This window comes from Nostoc commune NIES-4072 (genome assembly GCF_003113895.1).
In the GTDB taxonomy this organism is placed as follows: domain Bacteria; phylum Cyanobacteriota; class Cyanobacteriia; order Cyanobacteriales; family Nostocaceae; genus Nostoc; species Nostoc commune.
Genome location: NZ_BDUD01000001.1, coordinates 1,312,302 through 1,335,299, shown reverse-complemented (window position 1 = coordinate 1,335,299; position 22,998 = coordinate 1,312,302). Strand labels below are relative to the sequence as shown.

At 41.3% G+C, this 22,998-nt stretch carries 20 protein-coding genes, 3 tRNA genes and 2 pseudogenes; 7 read left to right on the top strand and 18 right to left on the bottom strand.

The genetic code is table 11. The annotated features are described in order from the left end of the window. Positions 1–15: 15 nt before the first annotated feature. Complete coding sequence (locus CDC33_RS05955) at positions 16–420, top strand: FAD-dependent oxidoreductase (protein WP_181373905.1); 405 nt, start codon at positions 16–18, stop codon at positions 418–420. On the opposite strand, the gene CDC33_RS05950 is transcribed toward CDC33_RS05955, so the two are convergent. After that, complete coding sequence (locus tag CDC33_RS05950; RefSeq protein WP_109007701.1) at positions 378–1,994, bottom strand: S8 family peptidase; 1,617 nt, start codon at positions 1,992–1,994, stop codon at positions 378–380. The two genes, CDC33_RS05955 and CDC33_RS05950, sit on opposite strands and share 43 nt — an antisense overlap. A 248-nt stretch (positions 1,995–2,242) precedes the next feature. Here CDC33_RS05950 and CDC33_RS38365 point away from each other — a divergent pair, with 248 nt between their 5' ends. Continuing rightward, positions 2,243–2,419, top strand: coding sequence for a hypothetical protein (locus tag CDC33_RS38365; protein WP_181373904.1), 177 nt, complete (start codon positions 2,243–2,245; stop codon positions 2,417–2,419). Positions 2,420–2,535: 116 nt separating this feature from the next. On the opposite strand, the gene CDC33_RS05945 is transcribed toward CDC33_RS38365, so the two are convergent. The 3 genes from CDC33_RS05945 to CDC33_RS05935 all read right to left on the bottom strand — a co-directional run bounded on the left by CDC33_RS05945 (position 2,536) and on the right by CDC33_RS05935 (position 7,197). Continuing rightward, a complete protein-coding gene (locus CDC33_RS05945; RefSeq protein WP_109007700.1) occupies positions 2,536–5,238 on the bottom strand; it encodes a type I secretion system permease/ATPase in 2,703 nt (900 codons plus the stop codon). Further along, the gene (locus tag CDC33_RS05940) at positions 5,187–5,969 is read right to left on the bottom strand and encodes a peptidylprolyl isomerase (RefSeq protein WP_109007699.1); all 783 of its coding nucleotides are present in this window, start codon (positions 5,967–5,969) and stop codon (positions 5,187–5,189) included. Before CDC33_RS05940 ends, CDC33_RS05945 begins: the two co-directional genes overlap by 52 nt. A gap of 430 nt (positions 5,970–6,399) precedes the next feature. Next, a complete protein-coding gene (locus CDC33_RS05935; protein ID WP_109007698.1) occupies positions 6,400–7,197 on the bottom strand; it encodes a TIGR00297 family protein in 798 nt (265 codons plus the stop codon). 595 nt (positions 7,198–7,792) lie between these two features. On the opposite strand from CDC33_RS05935, the gene CDC33_RS05930 reads away from it, so the two are divergent. After that, on the top strand, positions 7,793–8,224 hold the full coding sequence (locus CDC33_RS05930; protein ID WP_109007697.1) for a VOC family protein: 432 nt from the start codon (positions 7,793–7,795) through the stop codon (positions 8,222–8,224). A gap of 84 nt (positions 8,225–8,308) precedes the next feature. Here the strand turns inward: CDC33_RS05930 and CDC33_RS05925 are convergent, their stop codons facing one another. Beyond that, entirely contained in the window at positions 8,309–8,944 is a 636-nt protein-coding gene (locus CDC33_RS05925; RefSeq protein WP_109007696.1) for an esterase/lipase family protein, read from the bottom strand. A 512-nt stretch (positions 8,945–9,456) separates the two neighbouring features. On the opposite strand from CDC33_RS05925, the gene CDC33_RS05920 reads away from it, so the two are divergent. Continuing rightward, on the top strand, positions 9,457–9,993 hold the full coding sequence (locus CDC33_RS05920) for a hypothetical protein (protein ID WP_109007695.1): 537 nt from the start codon (positions 9,457–9,459) through the stop codon (positions 9,991–9,993). A 277-nt stretch (positions 9,994–10,270) separates the two neighbouring features. Here the strand turns inward: CDC33_RS05920 and CDC33_RS05915 are convergent, their stop codons facing one another. The 6 genes and pseudogenes from CDC33_RS05915 to CDC33_RS05890 form a co-directional block, all read right to left on the bottom strand. After that, entirely contained in the window at positions 10,271–11,344 is a 1,074-nt protein-coding gene (locus CDC33_RS05915; RefSeq protein ID WP_109007694.1) for a tetratricopeptide repeat protein, read from the bottom strand. Positions 11,345–11,404: 60 nt separating this feature from the next. Then, positions 11,405–12,112, bottom strand: a complete 708-nt coding sequence (locus tag CDC33_RS05910; protein ID WP_109007693.1) for a 16S rRNA (uracil(1498)-N(3))-methyltransferase — start codon at positions 12,110–12,112, stop codon at positions 11,405–11,407. Positions 12,113–12,125: 13 nt separating this feature from the next. Next, positions 12,126–12,770: a Uma2 family endonuclease gene (locus CDC33_RS05905; protein ID WP_109007692.1), complete on the bottom strand. Its 645-nt coding sequence runs from the start codon at positions 12,768–12,770 to the stop codon at positions 12,126–12,128. 112 nt (positions 12,771–12,882) lie between these two features. Next, complete coding sequence (gene sir / locus CDC33_RS05900) at positions 12,883–14,799, bottom strand: sulfite reductase, ferredoxin dependent (protein ID WP_109007691.1); 1,917 nt, start codon at positions 14,797–14,799, stop codon at positions 12,883–12,885. A 263-nt stretch (positions 14,800–15,062) separates the two neighbouring features. Continuing rightward, a pseudogene (locus CDC33_RS05895) lies at positions 15,063–15,431 on the bottom strand (hypothetical protein); the annotation flags it as partial. A gap of 131 nt (positions 15,432–15,562) precedes the next feature. Next, positions 15,563–15,730, bottom strand: coding sequence for a hypothetical protein (locus CDC33_RS05890; RefSeq protein WP_219930114.1), 168 nt, complete (start codon positions 15,728–15,730; stop codon positions 15,563–15,565). Positions 15,731–16,147: 417 nt separating this feature from the next. Here CDC33_RS05890 and CDC33_RS05885 point away from each other — a divergent pair, with 417 nt between their 5' ends. Continuing rightward, complete coding sequence (locus CDC33_RS05885; protein ID WP_109007689.1) at positions 16,148–17,089, top strand: ADP-ribosylglycohydrolase family protein; 942 nt, start codon at positions 16,148–16,150, stop codon at positions 17,087–17,089. A 49-nt stretch (positions 17,090–17,138) separates the two neighbouring features. Here the strand turns inward: CDC33_RS05885 and cutA are convergent, their stop codons facing one another. The 4 genes from cutA to CDC33_RS05860 form a co-directional block, all read right to left on the bottom strand. After that, a complete protein-coding gene (cutA, locus tag CDC33_RS05880) occupies positions 17,139–17,471 on the bottom strand; it encodes a divalent-cation tolerance protein CutA (RefSeq protein WP_109007688.1) in 333 nt (110 codons plus the stop codon). A 5-nt stretch (positions 17,472–17,476) separates the two neighbouring features. Further along, positions 17,477–18,478 (bottom strand): helix-turn-helix domain-containing protein, encoded by a 1,002-nt coding sequence (locus tag CDC33_RS38360; RefSeq protein ID WP_181373903.1) that lies wholly within the window; start codon positions 18,476–18,478, stop codon positions 17,477–17,479. A 21-nt stretch (positions 18,479–18,499) separates the two neighbouring features. Then, complete coding sequence (locus CDC33_RS05865; protein WP_109007686.1) at positions 18,500–19,351, bottom strand: hypothetical protein; 852 nt, start codon at positions 19,349–19,351, stop codon at positions 18,500–18,502. Positions 19,352–19,475: 124 nt separating this feature from the next. Further along, positions 19,476–20,135, bottom strand: coding sequence for an Npun_F0813 family protein (locus tag CDC33_RS05860; RefSeq protein WP_109007685.1), 660 nt, complete (start codon positions 20,133–20,135; stop codon positions 19,476–19,478). Positions 20,136–20,491: 356 nt separating this feature from the next. Between CDC33_RS05860 and CDC33_RS05855 the strand changes: the two genes are divergently transcribed. Both CDC33_RS05855 and CDC33_RS38355 read left to right on the top strand, forming a co-directional pair. Next, positions 20,492–20,564: transfer RNA gene (locus CDC33_RS05855), tRNA-Arg, on the top strand. Positions 20,565–20,606: 42 nt separating this feature from the next. Further along, a pseudogene (locus CDC33_RS38355) lies at positions 20,607–21,357 on the top strand (group I intron-associated PD-(D/E)XK endonuclease). 3 nt (positions 21,358–21,360) lie between these two features. On the opposite strand, the gene CDC33_RS05840 reads toward CDC33_RS38355, so the two are convergent. From CDC33_RS05840 to CDC33_RS05830, 3 genes are all read right to left on the bottom strand, one after another. Further along, on the bottom strand, positions 21,361–22,527 hold the full coding sequence (locus CDC33_RS05840) for an Arm DNA-binding domain-containing protein (protein ID WP_109007684.1): 1,167 nt from the start codon (positions 22,525–22,527) through the stop codon (positions 21,361–21,363). A 202-nt stretch (positions 22,528–22,729) separates the two neighbouring features. Then, positions 22,730–22,801: transfer RNA gene (locus tag CDC33_RS05835), tRNA-Thr, on the bottom strand. An 87-nt stretch (positions 22,802–22,888) separates the two neighbouring features. Continuing rightward, positions 22,889–22,974 (bottom strand) — tRNA-Tyr (locus tag CDC33_RS05830). Positions 22,975–22,998 lie beyond the last annotated feature (24 nt).

Below are 22,998 nucleotides of genomic sequence, written 5' to 3'. Positions count from 1 at the left end.
TAGTTATTTTGTACAGTGCGTAAGTCCTATTTAGATAATACCTCCATTGCAGAGTATTTAGAACAAGCAAAAATTAATCCCATTCTGCAAAAAATGCTGTATGTTGCCTATACTACTGAGTATGGACGAGAAGCAGCAGAACAATCGTGTTTGAATCTGGTGTTTTTAATTGGTACTAACACCGATACATTCTCAGTCTACGGTGAAAGCGATGAACGTTACACCATTCGTGGTGGTAACGAGCAAGTACCTCGTCTGTTAGCAGATTACTTAGGAAATGCTATACAAACTGACACAGAATTAGAAGCTATCTGTATCCGTCCCGATGGTCGGTATCGAGTTAGTTTACGGTCTGGCTATAGAACCTTTGAGCGTACTTATGAAAGAATTTTGTTGACATTGCCCTTTAGCACTTTATAATTATTAAAATGAGAAATAGTGTCTGGTGTTAGATATTCTGCTGTTTTTGTAATCCCCTGACCGATTAAAGAACCGACATCATAACTATTAAAACGAGAAATAGTGTCTGGTGTTAGATATTGCGCTGTTTTTATAATCCCTTGACCGATTAGAGAACCAAAATTGAAACTATTAAAACTAGAAAATGTCTGTGATGTAAGATAATTTTCGGCTGTTGCGTTCCTAGCTAGCAAATTATTGCTAGAAATCACCTGCTTTGCTAGAGAACTAACATTGGAAATCTTAAAATTAGAGAAACTAGAGATTGTACTTTGTGAACTATTTTCTGCTGTGTCTGCGTAGGCGTGGCTCGTCGTAGACATCGCCTGACTCGGCATAGAACTAGAAATATTTGAACTATTTGTACTTTGTGTACTTTGTGTACTATTCTCTGAGGTTTCTGCCACAATCTGACGGACTTGGGCATCAGTCAAGTTGGGGTTAGCACTAAGCATCAGGGCAACTATACCAGCAACATGGGGAGCAGCCATAGACGTGCCGCTATAAGTGGCATATTGATTATTTGGAAGTGATGAATAAACCTTGACTCCTGGGGCTGTAACATAAGAAATTTCATTTGTTCCAGAGCGGTTAGAGAAGTCGGCCAGACTATTATTTTTATCTACAGCCCCAACGGCAATTCCCGACTTGGATGCATAGCTGGCGGGATAGTCTGGTGATGAGTCACCATTATTACCTGCTGCCATGACGACAATTACTCCTTTGCTGCTGGCGTAGTCAATGGCTGACTCTAAAGCACGATTGGAAGATGCGCCTCCTAAACTGAGGTTAATCACATTAGCTCCATTATCCACAGCGTAGCGAATACCTTTAGATATGGAACTATAGGAACCAGAGCCAGAGCTATCTAAAACTTTGACGGGCATAATTTTGGCATTGTATGCAATACCAGTGACACCGTAATTATTATTTTCTCCGGCGATCGTGCCAGAAACATGAGTGCCATGACCATTGTTATCTAGGGTGTTGTTGTTTTTATCGGCAAAGTTCCACCCATAATTATCATCAACATAGCCATTGCCATCATCATCTATACCGTTACCCGCAATTTCTTTGGTATTCGTCCAGATATTATTTTTTAAATCCTCGTGGTTATAGTCAACCCCAGTATCTACAACAGCAACAACAACGCCTTGCCCTGTGTATCCATGCGCCCAGACTTCTGGTGCTTTCACAAGGTCTGCTCCCCAATTATTGCCACCAAGAGCAGGAACATCAGCAAAGGTATTCTGACCAATAGCTCTAGCTACTGCTGCTGCTCCATTAATTAAGCCATAGCCATTGGTGGAGTTATAATTTTGAGCGTTAAAAGCATTTTTAGTAGCGTTATTGCTATTTTTGGAGTCACCATTATTTAGCAAGTGTACATCAGCATCATCTGAGTTATAGCTATTACTTCTGCTAAAGTTGAGGCTGTGGCTATCTTTCGTATTAAAGCTATCTAATGAGGAAATTGAAGTGGCATTTAGCTGTTGAGTTGACAACACATTGTTCTTAACATCATCAATGAGCATAGGTGTTTTTTCTCAAAGATAGCAATCATTTTTTGACAGTTTGAAGCTTTAAAATCTCGCTCAGAAAAATTCAATATGTGAAAAAGCCCCATTGTCAATAATTACTATGAAATTTCATAAGAAAATGCTAATTTTATTACCAAAAAATGTTTTGACAACTGTGGTTTTTATTAAGAGTAAATCCATCAATTGAATATTAAATATTTAGGGTGTGTTAATGGATACTAACCCAATGAGAAGAAAACGTTATGACTGTTACTACCTTTAAAACAACTGCGATCGCTGCTTATAAAATTATTTACACTACTCAAACTGGAGCGAGGGTAATTATCAAAACCATCAAAATTAAAATGGCGAATGAAATTATACTTCATTCGCCAAAAACTATTCTTAAGCGGCTTTCAAGACGTTTATTTTTTATGTAGCCACAAGCTTTGAGTTAGTCAGGACTTACGCAAAATACCTCTCAAACTCTTATTCCTCCGTGTTCTCTGTGCCTCTGTGGTTCGATTTTCCGTTACCTGTGCGTAAGTCCTGTTAGTTAAATATTTGCTTGCTGCCGTTGATATAGTGACCAATACAAACCCTTTTGTTGCAACAATTGTGAGTGAGTACCACGTTCGGCAATCACGCCTTGCTCCAATACCAAAATCAAATCAGCACGTTTGAGAGGGGCAAAGCGGTGAGCAATTAAAAACACGGTACGATTAGCAGAAATTTTTTGCAGGTTTTGCAGTACTTGTTGTTCAGTTTCACTATCCAAAGCGCTTGTAGCTTCATCTAAAACTAAAATCGGCGCTTGAGAAAGAAATAGCCTTGCTAAAGCAATACGTTGTCTCTGTCCGCCAGATAAAGCAGTACCGCGTTCACCCACATTGGTTTCGTAACCGTAGGGTAATTGACTGATGAAATCGTGGGCTACTGCTAGTCTTGCCGCTTCTACTACTTGCTCTGCGGTAATGTCGGGACTACCGAGAGTGATATTTTCCAAAATAGAACCGTTAAATAAAAAGTCTTCTTGGAGAACTACACTAACTTGTTGCCGCAGTGACGCTAAATCGGCACTTTTTATATCAAAACCATCAATAAGGATACGTCCTGATTCAATTTGATAGAGGCGTTGTAATAGCTTAGACAGAGTACTTTTACCAGAACCGCTACGTCCGACAATGCCAACAAATTGCCCTGGTTCGGCATTGAAAGAGATTCCCCGCAGAATTGCTTCAAAGTTGGGCCGGTAGCGGAAAAATACTTGCTCGAAAGTGACTTGTCCTTTTAGGGGTGGTAAAACTAGACCGGTTCCCAGTTCAGCTTCTGGAGAGACGTTGAGAATATCACCAATGCGATCTACAGAAAGTAGCACTTGTTGGAGGTTTTGCCACAACTGTACTAAGCGCAAAAGCGGGCCTGTAACTCTACCAGAGAGCATTTGAAAGGCAACAAGCTGTCCAACTGTGAGCTTTTGTTCGATAACTAACTTAGCGCCAAACCAGAGAATCAGCAGAGTGGAAAAATTGGTAAGAAAGTCACCAATATTGCTGCTGATATTAGAGGTGGTAGAAGCTTTAAAACCTGTGCGAATGAAGCGAGCAAATAAGCCTTCCCAGCGATCGCGGGCTACTGGTTCGGCTGCATGGGCTTTAACGGAGTGAATTCCAGTGATTGTCTCTACTAGAAACGATTGACTATCAGCACTCCGGTTAAAGGTTTCGTTGAGCCAGTTACGCAGAATTGGTGTTGCAACTATCGTTAATGTGGCAAATAGCGGCAGTACTGCTAAAGCCACAAAGGTGAGTGGGATATTATAGTAAAACATCAATGCTAGGTACACCACAGCAAAGATGCTATCCAGAATCACAGTTAATGCTGTACCTGTGAGAAATTGACGTATTTGTTCGAGTTCTTGGACTCGTGCTACTGTGTCTCCGACGCGCCGCGACTCAAAATAAGCTAATGGCAGACGCATCAGATGGCGAAATAGCTGTGCTGATAAACTTAAATCCAGACGACGAGCTGTATGGGTAAAGATAAATAAGCGCAGAATCCCAAGTACGGACTCAAATATGGCTACGAACAAAAGTGCGATCGCCATTACGTCAAGAGTCGGCAAACTCTCCTGCACCATCACTTTATCAATAACGACTTGCGTAATTAGTGGTGTTGTTAACCCCAAAAGCTGCAAGGTAAAAGATGCTAACAATACTTCTGTAAGCAATCCCTTATACTTCCAAACTGCTGGGGTGAACCAACTGAGGTTAAATTTTTCTTGCTGGGATATCAGTTCTACTTGCCACAATCGCCCATCCCAAGATGCTTCAACTATTGACTGCGGTAAGCTTTCACAAATGCGATCGGGATTTAGAGGGTTAGCGATAATGAGGCGATCGCCTTTAACTCCATAAGCCACTACCCAAGATGGACTCTGGGGTGAGTCAGAATTCCACAGTAGTAAAGCTGGAAATGACAACTGTCGCAACTCACCCCAACTCACTTGTAACCGCCGCAACACTAACCCTAACTTTTCTCCTGCTTCTACAACCTGTTTTGGGCGTTGTCCTCTGAGTTGGCGCTGTACCCATTCCAGTTGCACAGAATTTTCTAACTGTTGCGCCACCATTGTTAAACATGCAGCAGCAGTGTTCCAACTGGCAACAAAAGGATAATTTGAGACGATCAAATTGGCAGCTGGAAGTCCTCTTTGGGGTTGGAGGCTGTGGGGGCTAGAAGTTCCCTCTGAGGCTGGCGCTAATGAAGGAGTGGAAGAAAAGGAAAATGTGTCTTTCTCTCTCTCTACGTCTACTGGTAACACTTGCCAGAATTCCTGAATTTGTGGGTTAGAAAATTCTGCCCACAACGCTGTATGCCAACACACTACTACTACTTCTTTACTAGCAGCTACAGCTTTAAAATCTCCAGATAGCTTTTGGAAGTCACCAAACCAATCCCCCGCATCTAGGGCGGCTATTGGTTTGCCAACGCCCTCTTCTCGTAAGCGGACTTTTCCAGCCACAATTAAGAATTGGTAACCGCCAACATCGTTTGACCAGATTTTCTCTCCAAGACGATACTGACGAGTTTGGGACTCCTTTTCCAATCGGGATTGTTGTTCGGGAGTCAGCCAACATAACGGTGGCTGATTCCAAGGCAAAGAAGCTAGCACTTTTAATCGTAAAGATTCATTATCCAGAATATTTAACTCACTTGTAATTTGACTGTCAGTTTTTGAATTTTCTCTGCTAGCCATTTCTCAAACAACTCATTTTGTAGTGCAAGATTTAGTTGAGTATCTTCTAAAGACGCTGGCAGAAATTGTTCTACTCGAAACAAACCATAAGGCCCTTCTCCTTGGGGAGAGTCTTTGCCAACGATTTCTATTGGGCCGATCAATTGTCCGGGACTGGCCACATCAATAGCTGCCCGTAATATATCCGGCATAGTTCCTCGGCTGACTATTCCCATCATGCCGTTCACAATTCGGTCATCTGAAAGGGAATACTCTTTAGCTAGTTGCTCAAAACTACCTCCTTCTTCAATTTGGGTGTGTAGTTCGTCTGCCAATTCTCGATTATCAACAACAATCCGAGAAAGTACCACCCGATCCAAAAAAATTTTGCGTTCAATAAAATATTCTGGGATTTTTGCTTGGGTCACTACAGCTTTTAGCTTTTCTAACTTGTAACCAAAAGCTACTGATGTGTGAAAGGTAGCATAATCTGTGTTGTTGGCTTTTAACCATTCTTGAAAACTTTGGGGGTCAATCAGTTGGTTTTTCAGCCTAAAGTCAATAATTGCCTGTTCAGTTACTGCTGTACCAATCTCAATATCGTCTCGTGTTCGTATTTCTTCTTCAATTACGTACTGACGGAGAATATCCCCAATGAACTGTCCCAGTTTTCCAGAGGCTTGCAGGTACTTTACTGCTGACTCAATAGAAATTGTTTTGTCATTGATTGTCAAAAATGATAAAGATTCCATGAATTAACTATGTAAAAATGGTTAAGTATTTATAAGACTTTTAAATTAAATCATATAAAAAGTATTTGGTCATTGATGATTAAATATGATGAAGATTTTATGAACTAATTACATCTAAATGGTCAAAAAATTATATAACTAGTAAATAAAATAATTTCCCATAATTACTTTTACGGTCTAGTGCGGACAGAACAGGATTTAAAATATCAGTTATAAAGCAAAACCAGTTGTGTAACCAAATCTTTATAAATTCAGAGCAGTAATAAGGTAGCTAAATAGGCGAAAATAAAGCAAAACATATTAAGAATTGTTTCTTGCCAGTTGCTCAACTCAAACTACTGGGTTGCTTTTGTTACCAAATTCATAGCAACTGAGATGGGAAACCCTTGCCATGCGGCATCTTAATAAGTAACCCTTTATTCTCACCTGTCTACTTAATTATACTTATCCATGTCCAGGCAAGTAGCACAGATGCGATCGCACCGATTAATGTATTAAAAATGTTTACGACCTCATTAGTCAGCCAGGTATACTTAGATTGCAATGTTGCCCCAATCACACTTTCTAAGTTAGTGGCAATAAATGCTGCGAGTACACACCAAGCTACTCCTAATAAATCAATTAAACCAACTCCCCAACCAACAAATGCGATCGCTACAGAAGCCACAATCCCGGCTAAAGTCCCCTCTAAACTTACTGCCCCTTCTGTACCGCGAGGCACTGGTTTGAGTGTAGTAATGAGAAAGGTGCTTTTACCATAGGCTTTACCAACTTCACTAGCAGTAGTGTCAGCCAGCTTGGTACTGAAACTAGCTACATAGGCTAACAATAATAGGGACTGGGGATTGGGGATTAAAGATTGGGAACTAGGTACAATAAATCCCGAATTTATTATCCCTACTCCTAACGCACACAGCGCCCCAGTCAAAGCTGAACCCCAAACATTTTCTGGGCCTCTTGCCCCAGAGCGTTTTTCGGCAATTCCTTCAGCCTCCTTCTGCGCCATTCCGATGCGGGTAACGCCAGAACCAACGAGAAAATAGAACATTACTACTGCATATCCTTGCCAACCCAGAGTTACCCAAATTAGGATGGCCAGAAACCAGGCGTGGAATAATCCAGCAGGGGTAAGCAGCTTTTTCGGAGCAATCCAAGCTAAACCCAATAGAATTGTGTTTAATCCTATTGCCACCAACCAGGGATTAACAGAATCAATTAAGGATGACATCAGCAATTAATCAATGAGTAATTTTGTCTGAATATCAACAGAATAACTAATTTGTTACCCCTAGCGCTTCATTTATGGCACCTCCGCAGTTAAAGTAATATATTTGTATTATTAACTAAATTTCGTAGGCATCACCCTGAAACCTGAGTGTAAAACGATAAACAATGTCTTAGATAGACACTGCAATATTGATTAAAGAACGTGGATTAAACAAAATGCAAAACTTCTGTTTAGTTGAGTGGACTCTTCGAGTACGTAACATACTCAAAGCAATTTCTAGGCTGAAATAGTACTCAGTCCCCAATCTTATTCATAAGGATAAAGTATATAAGTTAATGCCAATTAAAACTGTGTTCAAGTTGACCACAATCAAGATTAACAGCATAAATTATAGATAGCATCAACTACTAGTAGTACAGCGTGGCGTAAATAAAGCTACAATTTTAAAACTTGCAAATGTCTTAATATACAAAACTTTTGAACGCCAGTTGCTTCTCCTGTCGGAGACGCTGCGCGAACAAGTCGGCAAAGCCGCAAGGGCGCACTGGCTCCTTTTGACTTCCGCCTTGCGGTACTAGTCTTTTCCACACAAGCTATGACGCAAACTTTATTCCATCTTGCTTTCCCTGTAACCGATATTGCCCAAACAAAAGCATATTACGTGGATGGGTTGGGCTGCATTCCTGGTCGTGAAAACCATCACGCCCTGATTCTTAATCTCTACGGTCATCAATTAGTGGCTCATGTCACCAAAGAACTCTTAACACCGCAACAGAGTATATATCCTAGACACTTTGGGCTAATTTTTACCCAAGAAAGTGACTGGGAAGATTTACTAACAAAGGCACAACAAAAACAGCTACTTTTTCGTGAGGAAACCAAAAACCGCTTTGTTGGCTCTCCTCTTGAGCATCGCACTTTCTTTTTAGAAGATCCTTTTTATAACCTCATGGAGTTCAAGTATTATCGTCACCCAGAGGCGATTTTTGGAAGTTACGAACATACACAAATTGGGGATAGGACTTGAGAAATTCGTAATGACGCTTGTTTTGACGCTGCGCTATCTAACGTAATTTAAAGATAAATAAATCCAGTATGGTAAGCATTTTAGCTACTGACTGGATGCTTTTTTAAGTAAAGGCAGCTTAATATCCTCTGCTAAAGCTGCTTTAACTACCGCTAAACTCCTGGGGTCTGTCAACATCCAAGGGTGTAGAGCAACTGGTACTATGACTTCGCTTCCTACAGACATTTGTGAACTATTCGCTGGGACAATCATCAAATCATAAGGTGTCCAGATAGATGTAAAGTTCAGCTGTTTTAACATCTCAGCATCAGAATTTAAATCTTTAAGAAAAATGCTGTCAGGGCGCATTTGCACGCAACCAGGACGCCCGGAACCATAAGCAACCACAGTTCCATTATGGGGCGAAGAAATTGTGATAAATCTCTGAACGCGGTTAATTCCTCCCAATCGCTGGACATAGTAACGGCTGACAATTCCTCCCATACTGAAGCCTACTAAATCCAGACATTGTTCTGGTGCAAAGGTGGCTGTAACATAATCTGCTACTTGTTTTGCCAACTTATCAAGACCTACATTACCATTATTAGGTAAGAGATCGAGAGAATATACAGACCAACCCTGTAGTCTTAACTGAGCCGCCATTTTATGGAAAACTGCCTCTGTGTCGTCAATTCCGTGTATTAACAAAACGGGATTGCGTTGTTGATTTTCAATGTTCATTTACAAAATTTGGCTGAATTAACAGGTATATTTCACTTTTGTAGGTACATACTGCTCTACAAACTGAAGCTCTTGCTTTTCGGAGTCTTTAAAAGACATTTTTGCAAAACTGAAATGCTCCCAACAAGAGTTCGTATAAAATTTAACTTATAGCCAGCGCCATTTGCCAACAGGCTATGACACTCCCCCCACTGGTTGAAAGTAAAGCGCTTGCTTTTCTTCAATCAGCAATTTTCAAACAAAGAAATGTTAATTTTTGTAAAGCCAGGTTTCAGAATCTTGCTCTTAGTTACAGTAAAATTTAATAATTAGTTCTCGGTGTATACAGGTCGCAAGTGCTTGCAAAAGAAGATTTGCCCTATAGTTTTACTACAATGTTGATTAAAGACAAACCTATAAGGGTTGTCACCAGAATGAGGTGACGCAAAGTAAAAAATGTAACATTTTATCGTAATTTTTAACAATTACGGTCGAGTTTCAAATATAAAAGGTAAAAGGCAGGAGTAATTGTAATGGATTTTATCAAAAAGTTAATTTCAGGTATTTTGGATTTCGTTACTGGACTGTTACGAGGAAAGAAGAAAAGCAACGGCTACTTCTTGGAATTGGATGAAGCCAAAGATGCTGCTAAAGATGCTGCTCAAGAAGTGGCATCGAACGCGAAGAAAGTAGCAGAGACAGTTGTATCGAATGCTAAAAAAGTAACGGCAACAATTGGTGGTTCAGAAGCACCAAAAGCACCAGAAGCATCCAAGCCAGCTTCATTGAACGGAACAAAAACCGCCGCAGCTAAAACTAAGGAAAAACCAGCTAAAAATCCTAAACCAGCCGATGTTACGCTAGTTCAGACTGCTGAGGGTCTTAAAGTTGAACCTGGTAAAAAGGCAAAAGCCGCAGCAGCCAAAGTTCTCAAAGAGGAGCCAAAGGAAACTACCTTTGCGCCTAAATATCTCTCTCCTTCAGCGACTAGCTCTAATGGTCGTCGGCGTCCAGGGGCGAATATGAGCGCTTACTTAGACATGGCACGTCAGGTTAAAACCCCTGGTTAAATCACAGAGACGCGAAATTTCGCGTCTCTATACTATTGATGAGTTAATAGGACTTACGCACACTCTACGAATTCTCGGCGCTCTTGGCGTCTTGGCGGTTCGAGAAATTAAGCTTTTTAGCAATTTTTGCGTAAGTCCTAGTTAAGTGTGAATACGCAATACTAAGACAAGTTTACCAGTTGTAGATGGGGGAACTCTCCAAAGTAGGAGCGATCGCTTAATTTTCTCCACTACAACTGTATCTTTTAAGTTTGAGTGAGATAGTTTATTAGTATAACTAATTGGCATCTTTAACAAACACCAGTCCACTATATAAATGAAATGCTGAGTCCCAATTAGTCTCTTCTCTACGCAACAAATCAATGTGAGACTTAATATGGCCCAGTATTTCTGTCTGATCTAATGTTGTATCTGCAAAAGACGTGAAATCTGACCAGATTTTGACTTCAGGTAGTTGCTGGTCAATCCAACTTGATAAACTATTCCAATTAATTCTGATTGTATTTTGGCTAGCTTGAGGAATAATTTTTAACCCTTGCTGGAATTCATAGCCGTTATCATAAATTCGGAGAATGGAACGTCTACCAGGTATGTGTAAATCACAAAACTGAGCATAGTCTTGTGTTTGAGTTTTCCATTCCAGTTTACGGCGGGCATCAACATCTACAACTTGTTCAAAAATAGGTAACAGTCCCACTACTTTTGCTGTTACTTCTGACCAGTCAAAGGTAAGAGAACCAAGTTGATTTGTCTCATTACAGCAAACAACAGTAGCTTGTGGGGTAGATGCTTGGAAATATTTGACTTGATAAACTTGAATTTGTTGAATTTGAGCTATTGTTGCCCAAAAGCAAGCAATGCCAGCCTGTTGTAACTGTTTCCCGTAAAATTTTAGTTCTCCCACTGGGCCAATGCGGTACAACCTCCAGCCACGACTTGGCAGTACCAGGCGTGCAGTATAGGGGTCTAGCTGCATAATTTGGGCAAATTTTCGAGACGCTTCTGTTTTGAGTTCGTTACTGAGTGGCTCTAAAACTAGTACGCCAAGTTCAATGTCACTTGCTTGGGTTGTTGCTTGAGAAATGGCTCTTTGTCTTTCTTCTATTTCCATTTCTTGTAGCCGTCGCAAACCTTCGCGTGCGAGGGTAACTATTCTACTATTCCTCGTATCCCGCAGCAGTTGCCGATAAACTTTTTCTGCATCCTGGTGCTTTCCAGATACTTCATGCAGCCGGCCGAGATAAAATTGTACCCAAGGATGTTCTGGTGATTCTACTAACAGCTGTTTGAGTAATTTAGCAGCTGTTTGATAATCTTTATGCTCAAAGGCGATCGCAACTTGCTCAATCATGTTTCAATCCACTGGATCAATGTCTCGCGCAAAATCACTTTTGCGTGAGCTATAAATCATTTATACTTCACAAGCTGCGGTAATCAAGGATAATGCTACGACTGGGGCTGTAACTGCTCTCAGGATGCGGCGACCAAGGGAAACAGGCTGAAATCCAAATGCGATCGCATTCTCGATTTCTTGTGTTGTCCATCCCCCCTCTGGGCCAGTAGCAATAACAATCTCGTCAGAGATGCTATTCAGCACTTTTTTTAAATGGGGATACTCTCCACGGGCCTCGCAAATGTAACTGTGAATTGTCTGATTAGCGGTAACAGCAGTGTTAAAAGTAACAGGCTCTAAAATTGTTGGTACAAATGAGCGTTCTGATTGCTCTGCGGCTTCCGCAGCGATGCGCCGCCAACGTTCCAGCTTTTGAGGGCTAGGATGAAGCAAAGTGCGATCGCTCAATACTGGTGCAATACAAGTTACTCCCAACTCTGTACAACACCGCACCACTTCATCAAATCCATTGCCTTTGGGCAACGCCACCATCAGCGTAATTGATACAGGTAATTCTGTTTCTACCAAAAGCGCTTCTAAAACCCGTGCTTGTTCCCCTGCTAACTGCGCTAACCACCATTTTCCTTTACCATCCATTGCAATAAAGCGATCGCCTTCACGCAAGCGCAACACACGCCTTAAATAATGCTGTTGTTCTTTTGTGAGCAAAATTTGCCCTTGCTGGAGTTGGGAGGGTGCGATCGCTATTCGTTGCAGTTGAGACATTTTTCTTAATAAATTATTGCCCTGCTGTAGATATCTGTTGTCTAACCCAGGTACGGAAAGCACGAGTTGCTGCTATTTGTCCAAGTTTCTTGCTTTCTTGGATAAATCGGGGAATCTCCGTCACCAGTACAGGCGCAAAAGTTGGACTGCGATCGCTTTGCGAGTATTGCCCACTGTTAAGGGTATAGATCCTCAAGATATTTCCGTTATAGCGCCAGAATTCTGGGACTCCCATTGAAGCATAAAGGCTTAACTTGTCTATCTTGGGTCTGGAATATTCCACTTCCAGTACTATGTCTGGTGGTGGATCTGTATTGAGGTCAATATTTTCTTTGTTGCGGACTAACAATTCATTTTGGATATAGTAACTACTGTCCGGCTCGCCTCCTTGCTCCAAATCATCCCGCGTCATAGTCAACGAGCCAGCGCTTTTAACTTCTAAACCAAATTCTTCACACAGCACAAGAACAAAACCTTCGATGAGACGGTTTGAATTCTCGTGCGGCATTAGCGGAGTCATAATTTCTACTATTCCGTTGTCATAAGCTAGCCTTTTATTTCGCTCAGATCCCATATCTGCCAGCATAGCTTTGAACGTCTGCCAGCTGATATTTTGCAGCACATCCCTAGTTTCTGCGAATTTTGCTGTTGTTACCATAGTTCAGTTTTCCTGTGGATGTGTTACCTAACTGTATTAGGATTTACGCGAGAAAGACACAGATAGATTTATCTGTGTCTCTCTTTAATTTCATTATCTTCAATTTTTCAGCTTACGAAAGATTCTGGAAGTAGGCTTCTAGCGCTTCAGTCACTAACTGAGTCATGGGCTTACCTTGGCTTTCTGCTATTTCCTTCAACTTGCTATAGACCTCTTCTTTCAAATTCACCCGATGGCGCGATTTGTTTGCACCATTAGCGCTGTTAGGATCGTAGCTAGCAGCAAACTCGCGGATGGCATCAAAACCAACGCGATCGCAAAAATCACCGAATTTTTCCTTCGATTTTCGAGATTTCTTAAAGTAAACAAAAATTGGCTCTAAGAAGATTTCTAAGTCATTATGGTGCAGCTTCTCTGTGTAAGGTTGTGCCAGTCGAGTCTGATTTGGCGAACCCCCTAACCATAATTGGTAAGATTCTGGAGCGCTACCCACAAAGCCCAATTCTGCTAAGTAGGGACGAGCGCAACCGTTGGGGCATCCTGTCATCCTTATCACAAAATGCTCATTTTGTAAACCCACTTTATTTAAAAGGGCGCGAACTCTTTCCAAAATGCCTGGTATTGCCCGTTCTGATTCTGTAATTGCCAAGCCGCAAGTGGGCAAAGCCGGACAAGCCATTGCATACCGTACTAAAGGTTCGATTTTACTAGGGTCGTCTCCGACGCCGTGACGGCTGAGAATGTCTTGAATAGCTTGCTTGCTATCTGGTTCGATATCGTAAAATATCAGGTTGTGGTTCGCTGTCAGACGGATGGACAAATTAAACTGCTCGATAATTTCCCGCAAAGCAGTTTTCAGTTGAAACGAACCTTCATCTTTGATTCGACCATTGTCAATGGAAATTCCTAAAAATAGTTTGCCATCACCTTGTTCGTTCCAGCCGAGGAAGTCATAATATTTAAACTCCGGCAGTGGTTTGAAGGCTTCGACTGGTTTACCGAAATATTCTTCAACTTGAGTACGGAATTTATCTACGCCCCATTCGTTTATTAAATATTTTAATCTGGCATGACGACGATCAGTGCGATCGCCATAATCTCTTTGGGTCGCAACAATCGCTTTCACAATGTTGTAAACGTCATCTTTCGCCACATAACCGATGGGGTCTGCTAACCTAGCGAAAGTTTCTTCTTTACCGTGGGTTCTACCTAAACCACCACCAGCAAAAATATTAAATCCTTCTAATTGCTTCTTCTTATTGGTAATCACTACCAACGTCAGGTCTTGAGAATACAAATCAATGGAATTATCCCCTGGCACCGTCACGCAAATTTTAAACTTGCGAGGCATATAGTACGTGCCATAAATCGGTTCTTCGTTGTCATGAATAATTGTGCCATTCCCATTGCGTTGTCGGGCTGCCTTTACCTCTGGGTTCTCTTCAGCACTAATTGCCTTTTCCCCATCTAACCAAATTTCGTAATAAGCGCCTGTTTGCGCTGTCAGCAAGTCAGCAATATTCTGGGCATACTCCCAAGCGTACTGATACTCTGGGCGATTCTTAAAAGGGGCTGGTGGTGCCATCACATTGCGGTTGATGTCGCCGCAAGCTCCTAAAGTCGAACCCAGGTTCTTGACAATGGTGGCGATCGCTGATTTAAGATTCTTCTTTAAAATTCCGTGCAATTGGAAACCTTGACGGGTAGTTGCTCGTAACGTGTGGTTGCCATACTCATCAGCGATTTTATCTAAAGCCAGATACAGCTGCGGCGGTACTAAACCACCCGGATTTTTTGTCCGCAACATAAACTGGTAATCTTTTTCCTGTCCCTTGGTGCGGTTGTCACGATTATCCTGCTGGTAAGAACCGTGAAACTTCAAAAGCTGCACCGCATTTTCAGTAAAATGGGTAGTGTCTTGAAGGATTTCAGTTGCTACAGGTTCACGCAAAAAATTACTATTTTCCTTGATTCCTTCTACTTTGGAAGGCTTACGGGTTGCGATGGGGGAAGGAGCAGATTTAACCATTAGACTTGTATAGTATTCTCAATAAAGCATTAGTAGACGCCGAATCAGCACCCTTCGGCTATTTTATCCCCGGTAATCCGGCCGGAATAATGAGGAATAGTTTAATTTTACCACGGCAAAAGCAGGCTTTGTCAGTGATGTAACACTTAACAAAACCAGCTTTTTGAAGTAGTGAGTTTTAAGTGCTGTTAGCGGTAGCGGGGCGTTTAGCCCGTCCTGAGTACTTAAGTAAAGTATAAACTGACTGAGGACTCAATAATCTTTTATTTGAAGCGATAGCCCAAACCACCATTAATGCTAACAGCAGGAGTATCGCTATTTTGGTAGGCACCAATTCCTACCTTGGCGTTAGTGTAGACGAGGAAATTGTTAGCAACTTCTGATTCAACACCAGCACCTAGCACAACGGAATCTTTGTTACCTATGGGAGTTGGTGAGCCATCTTTTTCTACAAAAGAATAACCACCAGTTAAATAGGCATTAGTTCTATTAGCGATAGGCACATCCACAGAAAGTTCTGGGATAATCGCACTTGTTTTATCACTCCAAAGGACATTACCGCGTGCAGAAAATGGCGTAGTTCCTAATTTCACGCGGCCTGTGACATTACCACCAAATGTAGCATCATCGTTAATATAGGAATCCGGTTTGATTTGGAGAAAATATACGTAGGATGTGTTAGCACAGAGAGTACGGCATCAAACTCGTGTTCATAGTGCGTTACGAACTCCGTTCTAACACACTCTACAATACTTAATTTCGTTCAAAAATCAAATAGTAATCCTATACCTTGTTCACCACTAGTAACACCAGCTGCGACACCAGCACCAACATAGCTAGCATCAGTACCTTTTTTGGTTTCAGCAGAAGCTTGACCAACTGATAGAACAAGAGGAGCAATTATTAAAGAAGATAATGCAGAAATTGTCATGAAAGACTTTAGTAAGCACTTCATAACTTTTACCAAATTTTGTATTTTTTACTTATATATTCCAAGTCGAAAGTTGTATAAGAATGTTCCAAACATTTTTCATATTTTATTAAATTAATGTTGCCATTCATGCATAGCCCTTACAGGTTAGCTATCCCTAAAAATGATAAATAAGCTGTTATAATTATATTCAATGTCTTTTCATCTGGGTTCTTTGTTCCAAAAATAGACGCTTTTAAAACTGGCACAATATTTGGAACTAAAACTAAGTCGTGAGATGGTAAATAAAATACCTGGTTAACAATTTTTTGCCGAGCTTTTCACAGATGATGAAAAGTAGGCTGTAACATCTGTTGCAACAAGCTAGAGAGGGAATCTATAAAGTTAATTTTGAGCAATTTTTGTGGAGATTGAATAATGCTAACCGCTGCAAAAACGTTATCTGGTTTGATGGGTTTATGTGTCGGTGATGCGTTGGGTGTGCCGGTGGAGTTTACTAGCCGTGCTGAACGAGTAAAATCTCCAGTGACAACGATGCAGGGTTATGGCACATGGAATCAACCACCAGGAACTTGGTCAGATGACAGTTCCTTAAGCTTTTGCTTGGCAGAATGCCTTTGTAGGGGGTATTCGTTGGATGCTATAGCCAATTCCTTCTGGCGCTGGTACAAGGAGGCTTACTGGACTCCCCGTGGCGATGTCTTTGATATTGGTCAAACTACCCACACAGCAATTATGCGCCTGAAACAGGGAGTTGTTCCCCATCAGGCGGGTGGTAAGGTTGAAAATAGTAATGGCAATGGTTCGTTGATGAGAATCTTGCCGATGGCTTATTGTCATAGAAACTTCACTTTAGGCGAATTGCTGGCGCGGGTGCATGATGTTTCAGCAATTACTCATGCTCATGCGCGATCGCAAATGGCCTGTGGCATTTATATTAGTATTGCAGTGGCGCTCTTGGAAGGCGCTGACCCGCAAACAGCTTATTTACAAGGATTGCAAGATATCCAAACAATTTATTCTGTGCGAGAATTTTTATTAGAGAAGCCGCATTTTGGCAGAATTTTCAGTGGTGAGATTGCTAAGGTACCAGTGGAAGAGATTAATTCTGGTGGCTATGTGATTGATACCTTAGAGTCATCCCTGTGGTGTTTGTTAAATAGCTCGTCTTATTCTGAAGCAGTGCTGAAAGCTGTCAACTTAGGCGGAGATACCGATACTACCGCCGCCGTCACTGGTGGGTTAGCAGGAATTTATTACGGCGTGGAAAATATTCCTAAACAATGGATGAACCAAATTGCTCGTAGACAGGACATTATTTACTTAGCAGAGCGTTTTGCAAGGGCTGTTTACGCTTAGAGTTAGTAGTTGAGAGTGAGGAATGAGGAGTTATGGAAATTCCAATTTCTCACTCTTTACTTTTAACTTGCTGAGAAATCCACTGTAAGTAGGCTTGAGAACCAGCAACAATTGGTAAAGCAATTATTTCTGGCACTTCATAAGAGTGCAGTTCCTTAATTTTGGCCTCCATTGCCGGAAATTGCGCCAAATCAGTTTTAATCACTAATTGCCATTCTTGCTCTTTATGCAGTTCCCCTTGCCAGGTGTAAATTGAGTGGATTGGTAACAAACTCACACAAGCCGCGAGTTTAGCTTCCACAAGGGCATTGGCAATTGCTTCTGCCTCCTGTATGTTGCCAGCTGTCACCAATACCACACCATAGCCAGTAGGTGTCTCCATGACCTCTAAACCGTCGTAGATAAGGAATAGACCTGACCATCAATCAAGAGGCGTGTGATGCCCTTAGCTTGCAAATGAGTCCGAGCCTTATGGAGCATTTTACTATCAGGAACTTTAATCACGCGATCGCGCTTCGTAGAAAAACGCTTGGCCACGCGATGGTTATCAAACACCGGCAGAGTTCTTTGCTGGGTTTCTAGGCTAGGAATTTGCCCCAAATCACCAAAGTCTTTGAGAGGACGGGTAATTAATTCCGAAGAACGGTCAATTACCAAATAGCAAGTTTTTGGCAAATTGGCTATCGACAGAGGTAAAACTTGAACTGATGCTTCACCTGGTCTACGTTTTGTGACTAACGGTCTTTGGTCATCCAGGTCATCGTCATCAAAGTCTTCTTCCTCAAAGTCGTCATCATCTAAATCATCATCATCTAAATCATCCAAATCCTCTGATTCGTCGAGCAAATCTTCGCCCAGCATCTGCGCGATGACGGCCGCTCCTGGATGTTCATTCTTTAGTGGTGGGATGGGGATGCTGACTATTTCCGGCGGCTTTGGCTCTGGAGTTTCTAATTTCTCCGGGACTCGGAGCTTTGGTTTTTCCGTCGCTGAGGGGCGTCGCCGCACTCGTCTACTAGCAGCAATTGACTCCGCCGTTTCCTCTGAGTAAAGTTCCTGCTCTACATGAATTACCCGACGTGGCAGTGGCTCAACCTTTGGTACTTCCACAGGCGGGGTTTCGATGGGTGGAACCTCTATCTCTGGCTCTGGTTGAGTCAGCAGTGGTAACTGCTCGTAGTTTACCTGCGCCCTCCCCTCAGGAGTTCTCGCAGCCCGCTTTAAGGAGACTAAGTATTCATACTCATCTTCTGGCAAAGTGCTTTTGAGCAGGCGACTAATTGTCGAATTACTCACACCATAGCGGTCTGCCAAAGTTGAGGTTGTTTCGGCAGTCTCTCGATATAACTTAAGAATTTCTTGTTTGTCAGAATCTGTTAATTTTCTCACGGTAGATACCAAAAATCTTTACTAAGCTCGTTTTCGTCCACTGGTACGGCGCGTTCGTCTTAGTGATGCGTCATATTCTAAGACAGCGCCCATGCCAAATAACACTCCACTAAAAACCCAAAACACTTCTAATATCTCTCCACTTTGATAATTGGGGCCTTGGGCATATTTAAACCACATATCTGCAATGTAAAGCGAAAAGGCCGCGGCTGCAATCATTCGCCAAGACTGGGAAACTCTTCCCCCCCAAAAGGCTAGTAGCAGAGTGGTAGCAATAATTAACAGAACTACATCGCTAACTACGTAAAACCAATTCAAAATAGCGACTAGTAGTTCTGAGGGTTTTTCCTGTTGCATAGAAATCCACCATGCTAACAAACTACCGAAAACTGCAATTGCTAACACAATTAGCCACTGCCATTTTTCCAGATTGATTCGCCTGGAAGCCACAGCTAAAATCATGCCTGCGCCAAGTAATAGATAAGTCAGTACAAAAAATATATCGCCTACAGACACATCCGGTTCATCTTTTAAAACTATTTCGGTATAACCGAAAATTATCCCCCCAATGAAATAGGAAAGCATACCTAGCCCAATTAAGAGCCAAACATTTCGACCACTGACGATTTGCGGACTCAGCCAGTTCCTCAAGCATAAGATACCGGCAGCCAAATAAGCTAAAGCTTCAAAAATATTTGTGCCAATCACATACCACTCGGCTCGGCTTTCTATACCATCTGCTCCGGGAACTTTGGCACTAAACAACAAAAAGTATAGCAGTGCCAGTACGGCCCAGCCAATATTAGCTAAGACAATGTTCTGAGTGTTGAAAATTGATTTAGAAAGGAACGAATTCTCGTAAGAGTTATTCATAAAACTTGATTATGTAGATGCACTCTGGCAGTATTTTGAGTTAAAGGACTGTATATCTAGCACTGTGTCTGCTAAGTAATGCACAATCTGCTACCAAAAGCAAGTGTCATTGGCAGGAATTTTGTTACTGCCATAGTTTACCCAGTGGCGATTGATTTAGCCAAGTGATAAACAGCGATCGCTCGGCTTCTGGCATATCTTCTAGCTTATAAATCACTTGTTTGGTAAAATTAGCGTTGCCAAAATAGCCTTTTCCTAATCGATGCAGTTCTTGTAACAGAATTACTACATGATTTTCTTGCCAATCAGGTATTTTGGCTGTCGGTAACGGATTAGTAGATACCAAATATTTAACTGCTTCTAAAGAAGATGCTTGGGGAAATTGTTTCTGCTTGAACACTTCGGCAATATCTTTTTCAAATAATGCAGCTTGCCTAGCACCTAAAAACTCTTCAATGTCGATAGAAACACCCTGCAACAGCAAAATACTGGCTTGGATTAAAATTGCCGTTTTGCCATGACCACCTGTGTCACCATCCAGCTGCTCTAAACGGATTTTACCCCAAACGCTAAAGCGTTCGGGTTCTTCTAGTAAAACACAGGCTTTACCTCGGTTATCCGTTAATTCTCTCCATAAGGCTCTAGCTTCTTCTTCTTGACTAGCTTTGAAGACACTAATCAAGCGAAAAGTCTGCCCTTGATAACTGAGGATCGGCACCTGCTGATCCTTTTTTGGGTGCTGAATGCTTGATATTTCAACATCCTGCCGTTTGAGAATAAACATGGCACTAGCAAAAACTCCTCACAGGGGCACTCTTAATATGGAATATATAATGGCATTTGGCAGTATCGGCAAGGCTGAAATTACCTAGCATACTGTGGAAATGAGCCTAGCGATCGCCAGTTCTTTCCCGAAGGTAGCCGCCCATAGGAGGGTGGCGTTAACAGGCAAATAACCCTTTGAAAACTCAATATATCTAAACCAATACTCCATCTGTTTCGTTTTCGGTGTAGATTAACTAACTAGCGACTAGCATCTTAGCCTTGCTAGTAGTAAATCTGCAATTTTCGATTGCTTCTTGGTACGCGAAAACGATATAATAGTTTAGATGACTCTTTTGGGAGCCATGATTTTGTTTTGGGCGCGTAGCTCAGTGGATAGAGCAATTGCCTTCTAAGCAATCGGTCGCAGGTTCGAACCCTGCCGCGCTCGTTTTAACTCAATATGAACCCTCAAGCACCGTTAAGTGATATGATGATTACCTCGGTTGAGGGTTCGTTATTGCTGCATCATACCAAGAACAAGGGCGATATTGCTGCTACGAGAGCGATCGCGGATCTAACGCTTAAAGGATACTTGATTCTTACGCCACTTGTTTGTGAACATTTACCTTTTGATTTTGTTGTCTACAAAGACGATAAATTTTACAAAATACAAGCTAAATACGCAGGAGATAATAGGGTAGTAAATAAAACTATTTGGGTAGATAAAAATGGAACTCATCAAAAGAAGTATAAAGTAAATGACTTTGATTTTTATGCGGTTTATCTTCCTGACATAGATAAAGTTAGTTGTTTATCCATCAATTAACTTTAATGGTTGCTACATAACCACCCAGATACCTAATTCAGCTACACCCTTTTACTGGTGGGAAGATTTTATAGACTTTACTGAAGATGCGTCTAAGCGAACCTACAAGGAGTTTGGCGTTGATTTAACAACCAGAAAAGTTAATCCAGACTCTAGGATTCATACCAGAAAAGTAGAAAGACCATCTAAAGAAGAACTAGAAAAACTAGTTTGGGAAAAGCCAACTGCACAAATTGGGAGAGATTTTGGTGTGTCTGATAAGGCTGTAGAAAAGTGGTGTAAGGCTTATGGAGTAGAAAAGCCACCTAGAGGGTATTGGGTTAAGAAAGTTTATGGAAAAGTGGAAGGACAGTTAATAAGCCATAACGAAGAAACAAGTCGTGACCTTAGCCTGAGTAAGGATGTGAATTTCTGAATACTAAAGCGGTTTAAGTTGCTCTAAAAGTTTAGCATCAAGATATTTTTGTTCTATAACATCCACCGAGTTATCACACCATTTTGCAACTACAGCAGTAGGAACCCCTTTTGCAATTTGCTCAGATATGAAAGTATCACGACATGAATATGGTGTGGTTTGACGTTCTACTAATGGGTCTACAATTTTATCCCAAGCTCGACGTGAAAAGTTTCTATAATGTATTGATAATCCTTCTGGTGATGGAAATATTAAAGATTCCGGCTCAACATATTCTGGTTTGATTTTTAAAATTAATTCTTGTAGTCGTTGGTTACAGTTAAAAACACGCTTTTTATTGTTCTTAGAGCCATTAACCCTCACCCTTTCACCATTTCCCACCTGAACTAATGCGCCTTCAAAGGTAATTTGAGAACAATCAGGTGTAATATGCTTCCATTGCAGACCGATAGCTTCTGATGGTCGGCATCCTGTTAAAAACAAAAACTCCACAAATGGTGAGTAATAACTGTAGCCTATACCTTTAGATGGTTTGTGATTTTTAAAAGCCTGAATTATTCTTTCTTTCTCTTCTTCACTGAAGGCGTTAGGTTTTGAATTATCCTGCCACTTATGTTTGGGAAGCTCATTGTACATCCCTTCAAAAGGATTAAAAGTTACTAAACCATGTTTCATTCCCCATTTACAAGCTGCTGAAAGATACATGAGTACATCTTTGGCTTGTGAGGTAGTCGTTTGTTGCAACAATGCGAGTCTGATTTTTATACCCTCATCCAAATCTTGATATGGACAGCGTTTAATATGTTTTTCTAGTACAGCTAGTTTATCCAGTGTTCTAGGTTTTAGAGATGGGCGCTTGTAATCAATGTACCTATCCCACAAGTCTGAAATTGTTAATATCTTCTGCTGTTCGCCAGGAGTAACTATAGATAAATGTCTCTGTGGCTTGTACTTAGCCAGTGTTTCATCGAAGCTACCAGATGCAATGTCTAACTCTATCTGATGTGCTTTCTGTTCTGCTAGCTGACGATTTTCTGGCGTATCAGCTAAATTCAGAGTCAAATATTTTTGTGTACCTTCGTAAAGTTGTCTTGGCAGTCTCAGACGTAATCGACTTTGAAATGATTCAACACTTACTGTTCCTTTAGACGCTTTTTGTGTTCTATCCATTAATTTTGACTATTATAAATAATTTGCTCTATAAAAATCATAGTCAAATCATAGTCAAAAAATAAGCTCATAGCCAAATCATATTCAGAATCATAGTCAGAATAGCCACAAATGCAAGTAAGAAACTTAGCTTTTGAACATCTAAATCTCTTAATAAGGCTGAAACCCTTGAATTTGGGTTGATTGTTTTATAAATTTAAAAAGCCCGTGACGAGGATTGAACTCGTGACCTCACCCTTACCAAGGGTGTGCTCTACCACTGAGCCACACGGGCAAAATATAACTTTGGTTTTTTAGTTGTAAGTTACAATGCTGGGAGCTTTGCTCTTAACCCAGTCATTATAACTTATAACTTCGTAAGTGGTGGGCCGGGCTGGATTTGAACCAGCGTAGGCGCTAGCCAACGGATTTACAGTCCGTCTCCATTAACCACTCGGACACCGACCCGATTTGTCTCACGATTTAAAATCT